Origin of the sequence: Actinomadura opuntiae, from assembly GCF_030283205.1 — a bacterium.
Classification (GTDB): domain Bacteria; phylum Actinomycetota; class Actinomycetes; order Streptosporangiales; family Streptosporangiaceae; genus Spirillospora.
In genome coordinates, this window is the sequence record NZ_JASNWF010000020.1 from 200,269 (window position 1) to 214,314 (window position 14,046).

Here is a 14,046-nt window from a genome sequence, read left to right on the forward strand (position 1 = left end):
CCGTTCCTTCCCAAGCCTTCGTGTCGTAGGCAGTGTTGAGAGAGCCGACTAGTCGAGCGCCGCGCCGGCGCCGAGCAGCTTGCGGATCCGGCCGGTGACGCGGGCGAACTCCGGCTGCGCCATCGTCTCGGCGTAGTCCCGCTTCGGCGGCAGGTCGACGTCGATGACCTCGGCGATCGTGCCGGGCCGGTCGGTCATCACCACGACCCGGTTCGCCAGGTACGCGGCCTCGGCGACCGAGTGAGTGACGAGCAGGACGGTCGTGCCGGTCTCCCGCCAGATCCGGTTCATCTCGATGTTGAGCTGCTCGCGGGTGAGGGCGTCGAGCGCGCCGAACGGCTCGTCCATCAGCAGGACGGGCGGTTCGTGCAGCAGCGCCCGGCACAGCGCGACCCGCTGCTGCATGCCGCCGGACAGCTCGTGCGGCAGCGCGTCCTCGAACCCGGTCAGCCCGGTCATCTCGATCAGCTCGGCGGTGCGCCGGCGCGCCTGCTCGGCGGGCATCTTGCGCATCTCCGCCTGGAGCAGGATGTTCTTGCGGGCGCTGCGCCACTCCAGCAGCGCGGCCCGCTGGAACACGTACCCGATGTCGGCGCGCGGCGCGGTGACCCGCTCGCCGCGCAGCAGCACGGACCCGGTCGACGGCTTGAGCAGCCCGGCGACCAGCTTCAGCAGCGTCGACTTCCCGCAGCCGGACGGCCCGACGATCGCGACGAACTCTCCCATCGGGACGTCCAGCGACACCTCGCGCAGCGCGGTGACGTCGCGCTTCTTGCTGCGGAACCGGACGGCCACCTCGTCGATCCGCACGGCGGTCGCCTGCTCCGCCGCGGCCCTGCTCGGTTCGCTCATGGTCTTCATCGCCCGTCCCGTCATCCCTGCGCCGCCACCTGCGGCGACCAGTACTTCGAGGGCGCCTCGGCCTTGCCGATGACCCCGGTCTGCTGGAACAGCGCGATCGTCTGCTTCCAGTCGTCCTCGGTGTTGACGCCCGGCGCCTTGCCCTGCGTCGCCGGGGTGTGCAGCAGCGTGAGGGTGGTCTTGAACTGCTCGGTCACCACCGGGGTGGCGGGCAGCTGCTCGGACGCGCCGGCCATGCTGGCGACGGCGCCCGCCGGGTCGGCCTCGGCGGCGGCCCAGGCCTCGCTGGTGGCCGCGGCCATGTCCTTGGCCAGGCCGCCGTCGCTCTTCAGCTTCCGCTCGCCGACGATCAGGCCGTTGGAGAAGAAGTTGACGCCGAAGTCGGCGTAGCGCAGGTAGGACACCGGCTTGCCGGACTTGGCGGCCACCGTCGGGCCCTGGTCGTTGGCGAACCCGACCAGCCCGTCGGCCTTGCCGGAGATCACCGCGGCGATCTTGCCGGCGGGGTCGGTGTTCTGCAGCGGGACGTCGCCGTCCGACAGCCCGTTCTTCTTCAGGAAGACCGGGAACGTGCGCGAGAGCGCGTCGCCCGCCGTGATGGCGATCTTCTTGCCCTTCAGGTCGGCGGGCTTCTTGAGGTTCTTGGAGCTGAACGCCTGCACGGACGCGGGCGTCGTCTGCAGGAACACGCCGATGCTCTTGATCGGCATGCCCTTGTCGACGGCGGACAGCAGCGCCGGGGTGTCGGCCCAGCCGAAGTCGGTCTGCCCGGCGCCGGTCGCCTGGACGGTCTTCTGCGAGCCCTGGCCCGCCTTGATCTCCAGGTCGATGCCGTGCTTCTCGTAGATGCCCTTCTTCTTGCCGTAGTAGAAGGGCGCGTGCTCGCCGTAGGGATACCAGTTGAGGGTGAGCGTGACCTTCTTCAGCTTCTTGCCCGAGGCGCTGGTGCTCTCGTCGGAGCCCCCGCCGCAGGCGGCGCCCGCGAGCGCCACGGCCGGAGCCAGGACGGCGGCGGCGAAGATGCGGAGTTTCATGGGACGGTCCTCCATGGGTGGGTGGGGTCCCGGCCGGCCGGCCGGTTCGTGGAGGCGGGTCAGTAGGTCGTGGTGACCGAGTCGCCGCGCCGGCTGGCGTGCCAGGGGAGCAGCAGCTTCTCGGCGATCTCCACGACGACGAACAGCACGACGCCGATGGCCGACATCACCAGCAGCCCGGCGAACAGCATCGGGGTGTCGATGTTGCCGTTGGCCTGCAGGATCACGTAGCCGAGGCCCTCGTTCGCGCCGACGAACTCGCCGACCACGGCGCCGGTGACGGCCAGCGTGACCGCGACCTTCAGGCCGGAGAACAGGTGCGGCAGCGACGCGGGGAGCCGGATCTTGGTGAAGGTCGCGTAGGCGCTCGCGCCCATCGTGGACGACAGCTGCAGCATCTCCGGGTCGACCGCCTTCAGCCCGGCGACCATCGAGATCACCACCGGGAAGAACGCGATCAGCACCGCGACGACGATCTTGGGGCCGATGCCGAAGCCGAGCCAGACCACGAACAGCGGGGCGATCGCGATCTTGGGGATGACCTGCGCGAACAGCAGGATGGGGTAGAGGGTGCGCTCGACCGTGGCCGAGTACACCATGAGGACGGCGGCGGCGACCCCGATGACGACCGCGAGCGCGAAGCCGATCAGGGTCTCGTAGGTGGTGACCCACGTGTGGTGCCAGATGTAGCCCCACTTGTCGCCCATCAGCCGCAGCGTCGTCCACGGCGAGGGCACCAGGTACGCCTCGACCAGTTTGAACGCGGTGATCGCCCACCAGGCGGCGAAGCACGCCACCAGCAGCGCGACCGGCCGCCACGCCGACTCCAGCGCGTTCGCGATCCGCTCGCCCGTGCCGGGCCGGTCGCGTTCGACCACGCCCGCGGCGTCCGGCGCGGGCTTCGCGCTGGTCGTCCCCTGAGGCCGGCGGAGCCGGTTCGGGGGGCGCGGGGGGTCGTCCCCCCTCGAAAGGTCCTGACTCACCATGGTTCCTCCGGACGGTGCCGAGAAAGCGCGTTCAGAAAGCGCTTTCTGAGGTACCGTAAGAACCGGCGCCCGGCGCGGTCAAGAGGGTCTCCCCAAGAGATCCGCCGCGCGGCGCCCCGATGAGGAGCGCGATGTCCGAGGCGGTGGGGGAGGAGCGCACCGGGGACCATGCGTACGTGACGCTGCAGGACGTCGCCCGGCAGGCCGAGGTGTCGCTGGCCACCGCGTCCCGCGTCCTCAACGGGACGTCGCAGGTCAGGGCGGACCTGCGGGAGCGGGTGCTGGCCGCCGCCGCCGAGCTGAGCTACACCCCGAACGCGCACGCGCAGGCCCTCGCCAGCTCCTCCAGCAAGTCCGTCGGGGTGATCTGCCACGACGTCAGCGACCCCTACTTCGCCGCCGTCGCCCGCGGCGTCATGCGCACCGCCGCCGAGCACGGGATGCTGGTCATGCTGGCCAGCACGTTCCGCGACCCGTCCCGCGAGATCGAGTACGTGGCGATGCTGCGCGCCCAGCGGGCCCGCGCGATCCTGCTGATCGGCTCCGGCTTCGAGGACCGCGACTGGGAGCGCTCGATGGGCGCCGAGCTCGACCCCTACCAGCGCACCGGCGGCCGCGTCGCGGTGCTCAGCCGGCACCGCAGCCTCAAGGTCGACGCCGTGCTGCCGCAGAACCGGGAGGGCGCGGCGGCGCTCGCCCGCGCGCTGCTCGACCTCGGCCACCGCGACTTCGCCGTGCTCAGCGGCCCGCGCGCGCTCACCACCGTCGCCGACCGGCTCGGCGGGTTCACCGAGGCGCTCGGCGAGGCGGGCGTGCGGGTGCCGGAGGAGCACATCGTCGAGGCGTCCTTCACCCGGGACGGCGGGTACCGCGCGGCGACCGAGCTGCTGCGCCGCTCGACCCGCCCGACCTGCGTGTTCGCCGTCACCGACGTGATGGCGATCGGCGCGCTCGCCGCGCTGCGCGACCACGGCGTCGCGGTGCCGGGCGAGATGTCCCTCGCCGGGTTCGACGACGTCCCGATCGTGCGCGACCTGACCCCGCCGCTCACCACGGTCGCGCTGCCGCTGGAGGCGATGGGCGAGCGCGTCATGGGCCTCGCGCTGCGCGAGCCGGCCACCCGCCGCAGCCGCATCGAGCGCGTCGCCGGCCACGTCATCCTGCGCGACAGCACCGCCGCCCCCCGCTGACCTCTCTCGTTGAGTTGCGGCGAGTCGTCGTCATGGCGGCGTCCATAACGACGACTCGCCGCAACTCAACGCAGGGGGTGGGCGCGCAGGTCCGTGAACTCGAACTCGCAGTTGTCGGCGCGCAGGCCGATCGAGCCGGGGTGGACGATCGGCGGGCCGTGCCTGCCGCCGTCCACGGCCTCCAGCAGCTCGCGGCCGTCCTGGGAGACGGCGATGGTGACCAGCGAGCGGCCGTTGGAGGTGATCCGGACGTCGAACGACTGCCACGCGCCGAGCCGGAACGGGTGCCGGACCTGCGCGAGCGTGACGTAGGTGCCGCCGTTCTCGGTGCCGCCGGTCAGCTTCTTCTTCACCACCAGCAGCCCGTCGCGCCGGTTCAGCGACGCGACGTACAGCTCGGTCTGGTCCTGGCGGCGCAGCATCAGGTGGACGCCGTCGGTCGGCTCGGTCGGCGCCCGCCCGCCGCCGGGCACGAACCGCAGCGTGCGGAACCGCAGCGTCACCCGGACGTCGCCGAAGTCGGCGCGGCGGGTGTTCATCCGGAACACGCTCGACCCGGTGCCGGTGGACGAGCGGGCGTCCGGTGCGGCCAGATCGGGCGGGCCCGACCAGCCGGCGCCGCCCCGGACGAAGAGGGACCCGCTGGTCACGTCCCATACGGAGGAGCGGCGGGCGTCGGGGGCGCGGGGGTTCCAGTGCGCGTACTCGTTGGTGACGAGCCGGTCGCGTCCGGACGTGCGCGCCGCGAAGTCGTCCGGCCCGCCCCGGCCGGCCATGGACCAGATGGCCGGGGGCAGCGCGGCGGCCGCGACGACGCCCGCGATGATGGTCCGCCGGGAGGTCATCGGCTACTCCGTGTCGAGCGCCGTGCAGAACCCCCGCGCGCGGAGCCCGGTGATGATCGCCGGCAGGGCCCGGATGGTGGCGGCGGAGTTGGCGACGCCGTCGTGCAGCAGCACCACCGAGCCGGGCACCGCCTGCCCGAGGACGGTGGCGGCGATGTCGGCGGGCCGCCGCCCGCGCCAGTCGTTGGTGTCGACCGACCAGCGGACGACCCGCAGCCCGAGGGCGCGGGCCTGGCCGTCCACGAGGGCGTCGGTGTTGCCGAACGGCGGCCGGAACAGGGTGGGGCGCGGCGCGCCCGCCCGCATGATCGCGGCGGTGGTGTCGGCGAGCTGGTGGTGCACGGCGGCGGCGTCGAGGTCGGCCATGTGCGGGTGGTCCCAGCTGTGGTTCTCGGCGAGGTGGCCGCCGGCGACGACCGCGCGGACCATCTCGGGGTGCGCGGCGGCCTTCTCGCCCATGATGAAGAACGTGGCGCGCACGTTGTAGGCGCGCAGGACCTCCAGGATCTGCGGGGTGTAGACGTCGGGGCCGTCGTCGAAGGTGAGGGCGACGCGCCCGCGCCGGCACACGTTGCCGGTGTCGGCGGCCTGGAGCATGTCGCGGGAGATCACGGTCCTGGCGCGCCCGGTGTCGGCGCTGCCGCGCTGCGGGACCAGCGCGTCGAGCGCCAGCGGGACGATCGCGGCGAGCGCGAGGACGCCGAAGCCGAGTTCGGTGAGGTGCCTGCGCAGGTGCTTCCTGCGGTGGGACGGGCGGCCGGGCCGCGCGGGCCCGGCCGCCTTCCTGTGGTTCGTCATGTGCCCTGGTCCGTGAGGGAGAAGTCGTCGACGATGAGGGTGCCGACGCCGGGCAGGGCGACGCCGAAGCTGAGGTTGGTCGCGCCCGCGGGGACGGCGGGGGTGGTGACGAGGGTCCGCTGCCAGGTGCTCGTCTGCGCGAGGGTGGGGCCGTTGGCCCAGAACGTCCAGGCGCCGGTGGCGCTGCGGTAGTAGATGCTCATCTTGGTGGTGACACCGGACGACCACGTGCCCTTGTACCAGACCCCGAGCTGGTAGGTGTGGCCGGGCGTGGCGGCGGGCGCGCAGGTCCCGGCGTCCTGCTTGGTGACGAGCTTGCGGTCGCCGTCGGTGCGGGCGGTGACGTCGACCCGCTCGGCGTACTGGCCGGTGTGGGAGTCGTTCGTCCGCGTCCAGGCGAAGGTGTTGGCCCCGTAGCCGCCGAGCTGGAAGCAGTCGGGGACGCCGCCGGTCGCGGCCTCCAGCGACGGGTTCTGCACGGTGGCCGGCGACGGCGGCCCGTCGACGGGCGGTTGCAGGCTGCCGCCGATGACCTGGTCGACGGTCTTCACGGTCGTCCCGTTCGCCGATCTCGGCGCCAGCCAGTCGAGGAACGAGGAGAGGGTGGACGGGCTGACGGCGTAGGTGTCGTCGCAGCCGTTGCACACGTGGTGGATGACGAGCTGCACCCATCCGCCGCCGTGCGTCTCCGCCTGCGTGACGTACCCCTGGAGCTGCGCGAGCGTCGTGCCCGTCTTGACCGAGTCGGGGGTCTGGGTGAGGTAGGCGTCCGCCGGCGGGATCGTCTCGGCGTAACCGCAGCCGTTGCAGCTGCCGGGCGAGACGACGCCGCCGACCGCCCGGGCGCTGTTGTAGCCGCAGCCGTGCACGACCTGCTCGGACGTGCTGTTCGCGTTGCCGTAGGGGTAGGCGAAGTTCTTGATGGTGAAGCCCATGTTGAGCAGCGCGACGCGGTCGTCGCAGACCTGCCGCTGCTGCTCGGCGGTGGACAGGGTGGGCAGGTCGGCGTGCGTGATGGTGTGCCCGCCGATCTCGTTCCCGGCGGACGCCAGCGCCGCGATCTCGGCCTGGGTCATGTAGCCGGACGTCCCGACCCGCGCGCTGTTGATGTAGTACGTCCCTTTCATTCCGCGGCTGTCGAGCGCGGGACGGGCGTTGTCGTACTGGTCCTGCGACCCGTCGTCGAACGTCAGCGACACCACCGTGCCGGTGTCGGCGTTCGCGGGCGCGGGGACGAGGACGAGGACGAACGCGGCGGTTAAGGCCGCGGCCATGAGGAGGAGAAGGATTCGTGGAGGCATCGTCGGACTCCGTTGGGGGGTGGGTCAGCGCGCCCGGAGCGGGTCGAGCGCCGGTCTGCGGAAGATCAGCGTGCGCCGGTCGCGCGCCGCGATCTCGAACGTGAGGCCTCCTTCGTTGAGCCGCGGGTCGATCGCGGCGCGCAGCGGCGCGCCGCCCGCCACCGCGACGGTGAGCCGGGCGCCGCGCACCTCGATCCGGACGGCCCGCGCCCCCGCGCGCGCCGCGAGCGGGCGGCGGCCGAGCACGACCGGGTCCGCGCCGCCGACCTGCTGCCGGACCAGGACGGACGCGGCGCCGATCACGACCTCGGCGCGGCCGCGGTGGCCCGCGCCCGCGCCGTCGCGGACCGCGATGACCGCGCTGGTGCGCGGGTCGGTGCCGAAGATCGACGTCGTCACCCTGTAGTCCGTCCACTGGCTGGTGTTGACGCCGGTGAGCAGGCAGCTTCCGTAGACGTCGCTGCTGACGCGCAGGTCGGGCCCGTGGCGCCGGCAGGCGGCGAGGTCGCCCGTCCAGGGCAGCGCCGCCAGCGCGTGCGGCGGCGGGGAGGGGACGGCGCCGCGGATCATCTCCAGCAGGTCCGACACCGACGTGGTGGCGCGGACGCCGATCCGGCCGAGCGTCCAGCGCGGCGCGTCGGCGGTGAGCGCGTCCACGTGGTCGGTCGGGACGTTCTCGCCGGCGAACGCCTCGCTGAACCCGGCGTGCCTGATGAGGGTGGGCAATTCCGCTGCGATCCTCGGGTCGTTGCCGGAGCGGCCCGACTCGCCGAACGGGTAGGAGAACGCGGTGGCCTTGCGGCCGAGCGTCTTGGCGAAGAACCGCTGGCTGCGGGCCAGGTCGCGGCGGACGCGGGCGCGCCAGTGGCCGATCGTCTCGGTTCCGCCGTCCACCAGGACGCGGTTCGCCATCGGCGCCGCGACGTCGCCGGGGATCCGGGCGAGGTCGTGCAGGCCGTCGCTGTGCGAGCCGAACTCCCAGCGCCCGGTCGCGGCCAGGTCGCGGACCTGCCGGGTCGACAGGTAGTACGACGGCGTCCCCGCCTGGACGATCTTCCCGGTGGTGAGGAACCCGGCCGCGGTGAAGCCGTGCGCCTTCAGCACCGGGTCGGCGGTGGTCCAGTCGGTGAGCTGCCCGTCGTCGAAGGTGATCAGCAGGGCGCGCGGCGGCAGCCGGACCGGCCGGTGCGCGATGAGGTCCTCCACGTCCCGCAGCCGGACGGTCCGGTACCCGGCCGCCGCGAGCGCCGCCATGTGCTCGCCGAACAGCCGCCGCGACAGCGTGCTGCCGGCGTGGTCGGTGTCGGAGACCCCGTGGTAGGTCAGCACGAGCACCGACCCCGGGTACCGGGGGAGCGCCGCGGCCGTCCGCGCCGCGGCCGGGTCCAGCCGGACGGTCAGCGCCGCCTTCTGCCCCGGGTCGAACGGCCGGCTCAGCGTCACCCACGTCGTGACCGCCAGGATGAGCGCGCACAGGAACACCAGGCCGGTGAACGCCCGGAACGCCCGGGTGGAGCGGCCCGGCGGCGGTCGCTCCCAGGGCGCCGGCTCAGCCGGCTCCGCCCGCTCAGCCATCGGTCGCCGCCGCGCTGTAGACGTGCATCGGGCGCGGCGCCGACGGGGACGACGGCGTCGCGGCGTCCCGGGTGCCCCACTTGCCGTCCCGGATCCGCGCGATCGCCCACAGCAGCTGCGGGGAGAACGCGACGTAGAAGAACGTCCCGATGAACGCGTAGATCCACATGCCGTCGTCGCGCAGCATCCGGTACGTCAGCGCGTACCCCATCGACACCAGGTACAGGCCGAGGAAGTAGATCATCGGGAAGCGGCCGCCGGCGAGCGGCGTCGCCAGGCTGTAGATCACCACGATCGGGCTGAGCAGGCCCGCGATCGTCTGCACGGCGATGGACGGCAGCGCGCGCGTCCGGCTCCGCCACACGTGCGCCAGCAGCAGCGGCCCCTCCCGGCTCCACGACTTCTTCCAGCGCAGCTGCTGCCGGAAGAACTTGCGGTACCGGTCGGGGGCGTCCGTCCACGCCTCGGCGCGGGCGTCGTAGCGGGTCGTCCAGCCGGACTTGATGACCCGGTTGGTGAGCGCGCGGTCGTCGCCGTAGGTGCACTCGACGCCGAGGAACCGCTGGTGCTCCCAGGCGTCCAGCAGCGGCGCGATCGCCGCCCGCCGGTAGGCGGCGAAGCACCCCGAGCAGCAGGTGACCGCGCCCAGCACCGACTCGGCGCTCTTGAGCAGCTGGAACGACACGTAGTACCGGGCCGCCTGCATCCGCGTCAGCACGTTGCTCTCGGCGTTGCGGACGTAGGTGAGCCCGGAGATCGCGCCGACCTTCGCGTCCGCGAACCCCTGCACCAGCAGCCGGACGGAGCCGGGCGCCGGCATCGAGTCGGAGTCGACGAACACCAGGATCTCCGCCGACGTCGCCCGGATCCCGGCGGCCATCGCCGCGCGCTTGCCCTTGTTGCCGCCGAGGTCGACGCACCGCACCCGCCCTCGCGGGTACTGCGCCGCCGCCTTCTGCATGTGGTCCCAGGTGTCGTCGGTGGACCCGTCGTTCACCACGACGATCTCCAGCCTGTCCGGCGGGTAGTCCAGCCCGAGGCAGGAGTGGATCGTCCGGGCGACGGCCCCGCCCTCGTTGTAGGCCGGCACCACGATCGCGACGGACGGGGCGATGCCGGCGTCGCGCGGCGGCCGGTAGAACGCCGCGAGCACGAACCGGCTGATCACGTAGCTGCTGACCAGCACCGTGTACGTCGGCAGCAGCAGGTTGCCGCGCATGTAGGCGACCTTCACGCCCACATGCCAGACGATGACGCCGCAGATCACCGCGACGCCGGTCAGCGCCCCGAGCGAGAGCAGGCGCGCCCTCCAGGGCAGGCCGCGGAACGGGACCCGCGGCGCGAGGCCACGGCTCACAGCGCGACCCGCCGGGCGGGGCCGGAGAAGCGGTACGTCGCGTCCAGCAGCAGCTGGTCCTCGTCCAGCCAGCCGAGGTCGAGGCCCTGGTGCGGGGTGTGCGCGATCACCAGGTCCGCCGGGCCCGGCTCGGCGCTCGCCAGCTTCGTCCCGCCCTCGGTGACCAGCTCGGGGACGCGCGGGTCGTGGTACCTGACCTGCGCGCCCGCCGCGAGCAGCCCGTCGATGATCTCCAGGGCGGGCGACTCGCGCAGGTCCTCGACGTCCGGCTTGTAGGCGACGCCGAGGACGAGCACGTCCGCGCCCGCCAGCCCGCGGCCGTGGTCCGACAGCACCTGCCGGGCCCGCTCGACCACCTGGCCCGGCCGCATCGCGATCGCGTTCATCGCCGCCGACACCAGCGGCGTGTGCAACCGGTCCCGTTTCAGCTGCCACAGCAGGTAGTGCGGGTCGCAGGGGATGCAGTGGCCGCCCGCGCCGGGGCCGGGGAAGAACGGCATGAACCCGTACGGTTTGGTCGCGGCGGCCTCGATGACCTCCATCACGTCCAACTCCAGCAGCCGGCTGGCGTCCGCGAACTCGTTGACCAGCGCGATGTTGACCGCGCGGAAGGTGTTCTCCAGCAACTTGGTCATCTCGGCGGCGCCCGCCGACGACACCGTGTGCAGGTCGCCCGCGTACCGGCCTAGCAATTCGACGGCCCGCGCTCCGCACCGCGGCGTCACGCCGCCGACGACCCGCGGCACGTCCTCGTGCGCGTGCCGGTCGTTGCCGGGGTCGATGCGCTCCGGGCTGAACGCGACGAACACGTCGGTCCCCACCCGCAGGCCCCGCGCGGTCAGCGGCCGGACGAGCAGGTCCCGGGTCGATCCGACGTAGCTGGTCGAGGTCAGCACGATCGTCTGCCCGTCCCGGGCGTGCGCGGCGGCGGTGGCGCACGCCCCCATCAGCGCCCCGAGGTCCGGGACGAGATGCCGGTCGACCGGCGTCGGCACGCAGATGATCATCGCGTCGGCCCGGGCCGCGTCCGCCGGGTCGGCGGTCACGGCGAACCCGTCCCGCGCCGCCCCGTCCCGCGCCGCCCGCAGCCGCTCGTGGTCGCTGTCGAGCAGGTCGACGCGGCCGGCGCGGATCGCCTCCAGCCGGCCGGGGTCGAGGTCGACGCCGAGGACGCGCAGTCCGGCGGCGTGGAAGGCGAGCGCGGTCGGCAGGCCGACGTAGCCGAGCCCGATGACGGCGACGTCGTAAGTGGATGAATCCGTGTGCTGGGCCGCGATGGGCGAAGCAGCGGAGGACATAGCTCAGTGATCTCCCCGTGTGAGCTCCGGTCCGATGGCCGGAGTCCATCAGCCAATGGCAAAGACGAGGTAAAGGGTCTTAGGCAGCTGATTAACGAGGGACCACACATCAGCGGAGGTTATCTACGCCTGCTGGCGGATGACTTCTCTCCTCCGTTTAACGATCATGCCGTTGATCTGCGCAAAAGACCAGGGCCCGCCCCGAGCGGGGGCGGGCCCTGATCGCGGCCATATCCGGCCGGTCAACGTGCGGCGAGATGGTCCTCCGGGGCGGCCGTCTCCGCGTCCGCGGGACGCTCGGATTCGGTGTCGGCGGGCCGGCGCTCCGGCCACGACACGATCCGGGTGCGACGAGGGTTCGCCAGGGCGTTGTCCATTTCTGCTGCTGTCCTCCCGTTGACGACGGCCCGCGATTCTCGGCATCCGGGCCGACCGAAATAAGGAGATCTTCCCCGATGACCCACCCGGGTTAGCAAAATGGTCTAGACCGCGGGGCCGGTACCGGTGACAACGTCATGCGCCCCCAGATGCATTCCCGTGCATGAAACCGGTTCGCATTGTGACGAATCTCTCTGCCGCCATCCCGCGACGCCCTCACGGTTTGGCACCTTGAGACCGGTCAGCCGTCCGCCGCCCGGCGGGCGTCGAGCTCCGCTCGGGTCAGCTCCGACATCCGGCGGCAGGCCCGCCGCTGGTACACGCGCTGGGTGGGGCGGCCGAAGAGGGCGAAGCCGAGCCGGACGACGGGGTTGCGAATCCCGGCTTGCTGGGAGAAGGCGTGCAGATGGAATTCCACCTCCCCGGTGTCGAGCCACTTGCGCACTTCCTGGTCCATCTGGCCGCGTTCCAGATGCCCTTCCAGCGTCCGGTAGTTCCAGCCCCACACGCGCGCCCGGCGCCCGTCCCGTTCGACGACCGTGTCGACCACGTCGCCGACGCGGACGCCGAGGTGGAAGCGCAGCCCGAAGAACCTGCCCTCCAGCAGCATGTCCTCCTCGGGGGCGGGGGCGCCCGTCCGGTAGGCGCTCCGCACGATCCGCGGATCGGCGAACTCGTAGTCGCGGACCAGGCGGCGGGCGACCTCCCAGCTGCCCTCCGGCTCCGGCGGGCCGGGCCGCTCCGGCGGGAGGGGCTGGCGGTAGTCGTCGATGTTCCAGCCGTCCGGCCCGGCGTTCTCCGGCCGCTCCGCCGGCTCGAAGTTCACCGGACGTTCACGCAGCTCGCCGTAGTGCCGCTGCAACCGGCGATGCACGCGCGGCCTTCTGCGCCTGACGATCCTCCTCCGGCCGATCACCGCTCACCCCGCGCGGCGGTCGACGTGCTGGACGGCGTCGTACGTGCGTTTCCGGACCTGCTGGAGCGGACCGGCGGGCCGCAGCCCCGGGATCGGGTGACGGGCGGGATTGAAACGCACCGGCTCACGGTCGTCGGTGCGCCCGGGACCCGTCAGGATCAGCTCGCCGAACCGCTCCCACCGGCCGAGCTCGGTCGTCACGACCAGGTCCAGCGCGATCGGCCGCTCGGCGGCGGCGCGGGCGAGGGCCCCGAGGCCGGACGGGACGGGCCGCCGGGCGACCGCGCCGAGCAGCACGTGTCGGTCGCCGGCGGCATAGGGCGCCAGTGATCCGTAGAACCCGGGGCCCCACCGGACCGCCGGGCGCAGCAGGTGCCGGGTGAGCCGCCCATGCCCGGTGGTGGCCAGCAGCAGCTCGGACGGCGCGCCGCCGTCCTCGGGCTGCCGCCACCGCAGCGCCAGGCCGAGGATGTCGGGGAGCGGGGGCGGTAGGCCGACCGACCGCGACAGCCGCGCCACGCCCCGCAGCTCGACCGTCTCGTCCAGCAGCGGGACGCCCCAGAAGTGCGAGGTGCCGGACAGGCGCAGGGCCGCGTCGAGGACCAGCCCGCGGGGATGCAGCGGCCGGCCGCCGCGCACCCTCGCCAGCGCGGTGAAGCTCCGGGCCGACACCGCGGCCGCCATCTCGGTCAGGTACCGGGCGTTCACCCGGCCGTCCCCGGGAATCTCGGCCCGCTCGGTGCGGACCTCGACGTCTCCGGCCATCCGCCCACCGGACATCTCCGCCACGCGTCCGCAGAAATGCGCCCACATGTGGAGCTGCATCTCCTTCGCCATGCGCAGCCGGTCGTACAGCACGTCGGCCAGCCGGTCGCCGCTCCGCGTCCACGACTCCACGGTGAACAGCAGACCGTCCTCGGTGTCCCTCGCGCGGAACTCGATCTCTCCGGCCTCGACGTGCCCCTCCAGGGTCGCGAACCGGAACGACACCGGGGTGCGCTCCACCACGCGCACCGGGCAGTTCCAGGGCCCCGGCATGTGGACGTCGTACTCGTCGCCGAGGTCCAGCGGCGCCTCGTCCCCGGAGACCCGGTCGAAGACGGCGAACTCGACGGGCGACGCGGCGTTGACGTCGGCGCGCAGCCGCTCCATCAGCCGCGGCGCGTCCAGGTCGCTGCCGACGATCCGCGCCGTGTACCGCCGCTGGTACGCCGGCCCGACTCCCTGCCGCAGCCCCTGGACGCGGTCGCCCCCGCGGTCCGGGATCCGGTCCATGCCGGACGCCGCCGGCAGCCGCTCGCGCGCGATCCCGCGCGAGGTCCGCAGCCAGCGCCACAGCGCGACGCCCATTCCCGCGGGCCAGCGCGCCGTCCGCACGCGCTGCCGCCAACGTACCCGCACGGCACCCCCCGATGCCTCGCCATGCCCCGTTCACGCAGGTCACGCCCTACCCGCACCGGCACCGCACAACCAACCGCCAACGGATATCGCGACTACGACGACGGCG

The 14,046-nt window shown here is 72.9% G+C and carries 13 protein-coding genes; 1 reads left to right on the forward strand and 12 read right to left on the reverse strand.

Annotation, left to right across the window (positions count from 1 at the left end; all coding sequences use genetic code 11):
- Positions 1–48: 48 nt before the first annotated feature.
- The 3 genes from QP089_RS36650 to QP089_RS36660 are packed head-to-tail and all read right to left on the reverse strand — an operon-like array spanning position 49 to position 2,773.
- Entirely contained in the window at positions 49–852 is an 804-nt protein-coding gene (locus QP089_RS36650) for an ABC transporter ATP-binding protein (protein WP_285918186.1), read from the reverse strand.
- Positions 853–872: 20 nt separating this feature from the next.
- The gene (locus QP089_RS36655; RefSeq protein WP_285918187.1) at positions 873–1,895 is read right to left on the reverse strand and encodes an ABC transporter substrate-binding protein; all 1,023 of its coding nucleotides are present in this window, start codon (positions 1,893–1,895) and stop codon (positions 873–875) included.
- Between the two features lie 59 nt (positions 1,896–1,954).
- Positions 1,955–2,773 carry an ABC transporter permease gene (locus QP089_RS36660; RefSeq protein WP_285918188.1) on the reverse strand — a complete coding sequence of 273 codons (819 nt, stop codon included), beginning with the start codon at positions 2,771–2,773 and terminating at the stop codon, positions 1,955–1,957.
- 239 nt (positions 2,774–3,012) lie between these two features.
- Here QP089_RS36660 and QP089_RS36665 point away from each other — a divergent pair, with 239 nt between their 5' ends.
- A complete protein-coding gene (locus QP089_RS36665; RefSeq protein WP_285918190.1) occupies positions 3,013–4,071 on the forward strand; it encodes a LacI family DNA-binding transcriptional regulator in 1,059 nt (352 codons plus the stop codon).
- A 65-nt stretch (positions 4,072–4,136) separates the two neighbouring features.
- Here QP089_RS36665 and QP089_RS36670 read toward each other — a convergent pair whose 3' ends face one another.
- The 9 genes from QP089_RS36670 to QP089_RS36710 form a co-directional block, all read right to left on the reverse strand.
- Positions 4,137–4,916 carry a hypothetical protein gene (locus tag QP089_RS36670; protein ID WP_285918192.1) on the reverse strand — a complete coding sequence of 260 codons (780 nt, stop codon included), beginning with the start codon at positions 4,914–4,916 and terminating at the stop codon, positions 4,137–4,139.
- Between the two features lie 3 nt (positions 4,917–4,919).
- Positions 4,920–5,714 (reverse strand): polysaccharide deacetylase family protein, encoded by a 795-nt coding sequence (locus QP089_RS36675; RefSeq protein WP_285918193.1) that lies wholly within the window; start codon positions 5,712–5,714, stop codon positions 4,920–4,922.
- On the reverse strand, positions 5,711–6,988 hold the full coding sequence (locus tag QP089_RS36680) for a polysaccharide deacetylase family protein (protein ID WP_285918195.1): 1,278 nt from the start codon (positions 6,986–6,988) through the stop codon (positions 5,711–5,713). Before QP089_RS36680 ends, QP089_RS36675 begins: the two co-directional genes overlap by 4 nt.
- Positions 6,989–7,039: 51 nt before the next feature.
- Positions 7,040–8,590, reverse strand: a complete 1,551-nt coding sequence (locus QP089_RS36685; RefSeq protein WP_285918197.1) for a polysaccharide deacetylase family protein — start codon at positions 8,588–8,590, stop codon at positions 7,040–7,042.
- Positions 8,583–9,947, reverse strand: coding sequence for a glycosyltransferase family 2 protein (locus QP089_RS36690; RefSeq protein WP_285918199.1), 1,365 nt, complete (start codon positions 9,945–9,947; stop codon positions 8,583–8,585). Before QP089_RS36690 ends, QP089_RS36685 begins: the two co-directional genes overlap by 8 nt.
- Positions 9,944–11,245 (reverse strand): nucleotide sugar dehydrogenase, encoded by a 1,302-nt coding sequence (locus QP089_RS36695; protein WP_285918201.1) that lies wholly within the window; start codon positions 11,243–11,245, stop codon positions 9,944–9,946. The genes QP089_RS36690 and QP089_RS36695 overlap by 4 nt, the downstream gene beginning before the upstream one ends.
- Before the next feature lie 242 nt (positions 11,246–11,487).
- Entirely contained in the window at positions 11,488–11,622 is a 135-nt protein-coding gene (locus QP089_RS36700; RefSeq protein WP_285918203.1) for a hypothetical protein, read from the reverse strand.
- A gap of 242 nt (positions 11,623–11,864) precedes the next feature.
- On the reverse strand, positions 11,865–12,497 hold the full coding sequence (locus QP089_RS36705; RefSeq protein ID WP_285918204.1) for a DUF1990 family protein: 633 nt from the start codon (positions 12,495–12,497) through the stop codon (positions 11,865–11,867).
- A gap of 45 nt (positions 12,498–12,542) precedes the next feature.
- Positions 12,543–13,940 (reverse strand): DUF1990 family protein, encoded by a 1,398-nt coding sequence (locus tag QP089_RS36710; protein WP_285918206.1) that lies wholly within the window; start codon positions 13,938–13,940, stop codon positions 12,543–12,545.
- Positions 13,941–14,046: the final 106 nt, after the last annotated feature.

Bases quoted from the DNA above. Each gene is read 5' to 3' on its own strand.
- QP089_RS36670 (WP_285918192.1), bottom strand. From the start codon at position 4,916: ATGACCTCCCGGCGGACCATCATCGCGGGCGTCGTCGCGGCCGCCGCG.
- QP089_RS36685 (WP_285918197.1), bottom strand. From the start codon at position 8,590: ATGGCTGAGCGGGCGGAGCCGGCTGAGCCGGCGCCCTGGGAGCGACCG.
- QP089_RS36675 (WP_285918193.1), bottom strand. From the start codon at position 5,714: ATGACGAACCACAGGAAGGCGGCCGGGCCCGCGCGGCCCGGCCGCCCG.
- QP089_RS36655 (WP_285918187.1), bottom strand. From the start codon at position 1,895: ATGAAACTCCGCATCTTCGCCGCCGCCGTCCTGGCTCCGGCCGTGGCG.
- QP089_RS36650 (WP_285918186.1), bottom strand. From the start codon at position 852: ATGAGCGAACCGAGCAGGGCCGCGGCGGAGCAGGCGACCGCCGTGCGG.
- QP089_RS36680 (WP_285918195.1), bottom strand. From the start codon at position 6,988: ATGGCCGCGGCCTTAACCGCCGCGTTCGTCCTCGTCCTCGTCCCCGCG.
- QP089_RS36700 (WP_285918203.1), bottom strand. From the start codon at position 11,622: ATGGACAACGCCCTGGCGAACCCTCGTCGCACCCGGATCGTGTCGTGG.
- QP089_RS36665 (WP_285918190.1), top strand. From the start codon at position 3,013: ATGTCCGAGGCGGTGGGGGAGGAGCGCACCGGGGACCATGCGTACGTG.
- QP089_RS36695 (WP_285918201.1), bottom strand. From the start codon at position 11,245: ATGTCCTCCGCTGCTTCGCCCATCGCGGCCCAGCACACGGATTCATCC.